This is a genomic window from Rhabdothermincola sp., assembly GCF_036846205.1.
In the GTDB taxonomy this organism is placed as follows: domain Bacteria; phylum Actinomycetota; class Acidimicrobiia; order Acidimicrobiales; family Acidimicrobilacustridaceae; genus Rhabdothermincola.
This window is the reverse complement of record NZ_DAIUCK010000171.1, coordinates 1-2,894: the sequence shown is the minus strand read 5'-3', so window position 1 is coordinate 2,894 and position 2,894 is coordinate 1. Positions and strand designations below refer to the sequence as shown.

3 protein-coding genes and 1 pseudogene are annotated in these 2,894 nt (G+C 69.1%); 3 read left to right on the top strand and 1 reads right to left on the bottom strand.

Going from position 1 to position 2,894, the window contains the following annotated elements:
- Nucleotides 1-661, top strand: a 661-nt coding sequence (locus tag V7004_RS15570) for a transglycosylase family protein (RefSeq protein ID WP_334145156.1), incomplete at its 5' end; no start/stop codon positions are given.
- On the opposite strand, the gene V7004_RS15565 is transcribed toward V7004_RS15570, so the two are convergent.
- Nucleotides 652-2,169: a flavin-containing monooxygenase gene (locus V7004_RS15565; RefSeq protein WP_334145154.1), complete on the bottom strand. Its 1,518-nt coding sequence runs from the start codon at nucleotides 2,167-2,169 to the stop codon at nucleotides 652-654. The two genes, V7004_RS15570 and V7004_RS15565, sit on opposite strands and share 10 nt — an antisense overlap.
- Nucleotides 2,170-2,275: 106 nt before the next feature.
- On the opposite strand from V7004_RS15565, the gene V7004_RS15560 reads away from it, so the two are divergent.
- Nucleotides 2,276-2,563, top strand: coding sequence for an STAS domain-containing protein (locus V7004_RS15560; protein WP_334145152.1), 288 nt, complete (start codon nucleotides 2,276-2,278; stop codon nucleotides 2,561-2,563).
- A 6-nt stretch (nucleotides 2,564-2,569) separates the two neighbouring features.
- A pseudogene (locus V7004_RS15555) lies at nucleotides 2,570-2,894 on the top strand (hypothetical protein); the annotation flags it as partial.

The window sequence follows — 2,894 nt, the reverse complement described above, 5'->3', positions numbered from 1 at the left end:
GAGGTACCCCGCCATGTTCATCTTCCGGTCCCCCCGCGCGCTCGTGGCCGCCTTCGTCGCCGTGACGGCCGTCGTCACCGGCGCCCTCCTCACCGCACCGTCCGGCGACGCCGAGGTCGGCACCCTGTCCACGGGAGCCGAAGGCCCGGCACGCTCCGGTATCCCGGATGCCGGCCCGGTCGACGCCGAGCAGGTCCTCGCCCACGCACAACGCGAGGCCGAGGCCCGGGCGGCTGCCGAGGCTGCTGCCGAGGAGCGGCGCCGAGCGGAGCTACGCAGCGCGCTGGAGGCGATCGCCGCTGCTCAGGCACAGGCTGAGGCTGAGGCCCGCGCCGCAGCCGAGGCAACCACCCGCCAGCTGCGCGAGGCACAGGCGGGCGTCCCACCCGACGAGTACTGGGATCGGATGGCGTACTGCGAGACCGGGGGCAACTGGGGGATGACCGGCTCGCGCTACAGCGGCGGTCTCGGCTTCTACAACGGCACCTGGGACGCATGGGGCGGGCGCGAGTTCGCGCCACTCGCCGGTCAGGCCACGAGAGAACAGCAGATCATCGTCGCCAACCGAGTTGCGACGCAGGGTTACCACGGCCCTCGAGGCTACGTCGCGCCGGTCGGGTACTCGGGCTGGGGCTGCGCCAGGAAGATCGGCTACCCCTGAGCGCGACCCGCGGGATCGCCTGACCGGAAGACCCGCCGCTGCTCGAATGCATCACGCGCCGGCCGGCGGGTTCGTACCCAGTAGCGGACCGTGGTGTGGGGCCAGTTGTTGGTGACCTTGCCGAACTCGTTCTTGTACCAGCTCTTGCAGCCGGACTCCCACACCATCTCGTGCATGGCCCGTTGCAGCTCGCGGTTGTAGTCGGCCATCACCTCCGCCCGGACGTCGAGGTTGCTGCGCCCCACCTGCAGCATCCGGTCGATGAGCCGCATGATGTAGTGCACCTGGCACTCGATCATGAAGATGATCGAGTTGTGACCGAGGTTGGTGTTCGGCCCGTAGAGCATGAACAGGTTCGGGAATCCCGAGACCGCGATGCCCAGGTACGCCTCCGCGCCCTCTCGCCAGACCTCCTCCAACGAGCGCCCGTCACGCCCCTTGACCACCAGCGGGGCGAGGAAGTGGGTGGTGTCGAAGCCGGTCCCGAAGATGATCGTGTCCACGCCGCGCACCACACCGTCGGCGGTGACGATGCCCTCGGGGGCGATGCGCTCGATTGGCGTGGTCACCAGCTCGACGTTGTCGCGGGTGAGCGCGGGGTAGTAATCGCTGGAGATGAGTAGGCGCTTGCACCCGGCGGGGAAGTCCGGTGTGAGTGCCTCGCGCAGCTCCGGGTCGTCGATGACCGATTCGAGGTATCGCTCGGCGAGCCGCTCGATCAGCCGCCCGAGCCGCGAGTCGCGGCGCATCATCGCGAAGCGCGACTCGTAGCTCGCGTACAGGAAGGCCCGGTAGAGCCGCATGGCACCCGGGACCTCCCGGAACACCCGCTTGGTGCGCTCCGAGTACGGCGGGTTGATACGGGGCAGGATCCAGTTCGCGGAACGCTGGTACACGTGGAGCTGAGCCACCTGCGGCGCGATCTGGGGGATGAACTGCACGCCGCTGGCGGCATTGCCGATCACCGCCACCCGCCGACCGGTGAGATCATGGGAGTGGTCCCACCGGGCGGAGTGGAAGGTCGTGCCCTGGAAGGTCTCGAGGCCCTCGATGTCGGGGATGTAGGGGCGGTTGAGCTGGCCGAGCCCCGACACGACGATGTCGAACCGCCAGCGCTCACCGGACCGGGTGTCGAGCATCCATTCCCCGGTCTCTTCCTCCCAAGTGAGTGCCGTGACCTCCGTGTTGCACCGCAGGTGGTCGCGCAGCCCGTGAGCGTCTGCGCAGTGCTCGAAGTACTCGAGGATCTCAGGCTGGGCCGCGAAGTGCTGTGACCACTCCGGCCACGGCTCGAACGAGTACGAGTACAGATGCGACTTCGCGTCGCAGCAGGCCCCCGGATACGTGTTGTCACGCCAGGTGCCACCAACCCCGTCGGCCTTCTCGAAGATGACGAACGAATCGATTCCCCTCCGCCGGAGCGCGATGGCCATGCACAGTCCACCCGCCCCCGCACCCAGGATGGCTACCCGTGGCGTAGCGCTGCTGTCGACCCGTTGATCCGTCATCGGGGACAACCCTACGGGATCGATCGTGAGGTTCACCGACGGCGAACCCGCGCCGGGCCCGACCAACCAGGCATGATCTGTGTTCCCACTCGGGTAGGGACCTGGTGTGAAGCGAGACCCAGTCGTCCCGGTGGTGCGCGCGCCCGAAAACCTCGACGCCTCGACCGTGCCCGTCTTCGAGCGCCGGCTGGAAGCGATCCCCGAGAGTACGGCCATCGACGTCGATCTGGCCGGCGTCGAGTTCATCGACTCGTCGGGTTTGCGGTTGCTCCTCATGGAGACCGCGCGGCGAGAGGGGGCGGGAGCTCGGGTGCGGTTGCTCCACCCCGCCCACCAGGTCGAGCGGATCCTCGAGCTCTGCGGGCTCGAAGATCGGCTCGATATCGTCCGGTAGCCGACCGTGGACTACCCGTGGGCGAGGACGTCGGCGGCCATCAGCCTGGCCGGTGCCCTCCTGGTCGGCACTTTGGTGGGCCTCGCCGCGAACCATCCCTGGCGTGAGCCGGAGGTGAGACCTGGCCGACCGCGCGTGCTCGCCCTCGACCCTACACTCGATCCGTCGGGCTCGCAGGCCCCGGCCACCCTGGAGCTCGACGCCCCGCAGAACCCGCCGACGGCGCTGGCGGTGCCCAGATGGTGGCCTGCCGGCACGCTCGGAGGCGACACGCCCGTGGACCGAGCAACGACAGGCGTGCCGCCCGGTGACACCCCACCCGGTCCCGACC

Bases quoted from the DNA above. Each gene is read 5' to 3' on its own strand.
- V7004_RS15565 (WP_334145154.1), bottom strand. From the start codon at position 2,169: ATGACGGATCAACGGGTCGACAGCAGCGCTACGCCACGGGTAGCCATC.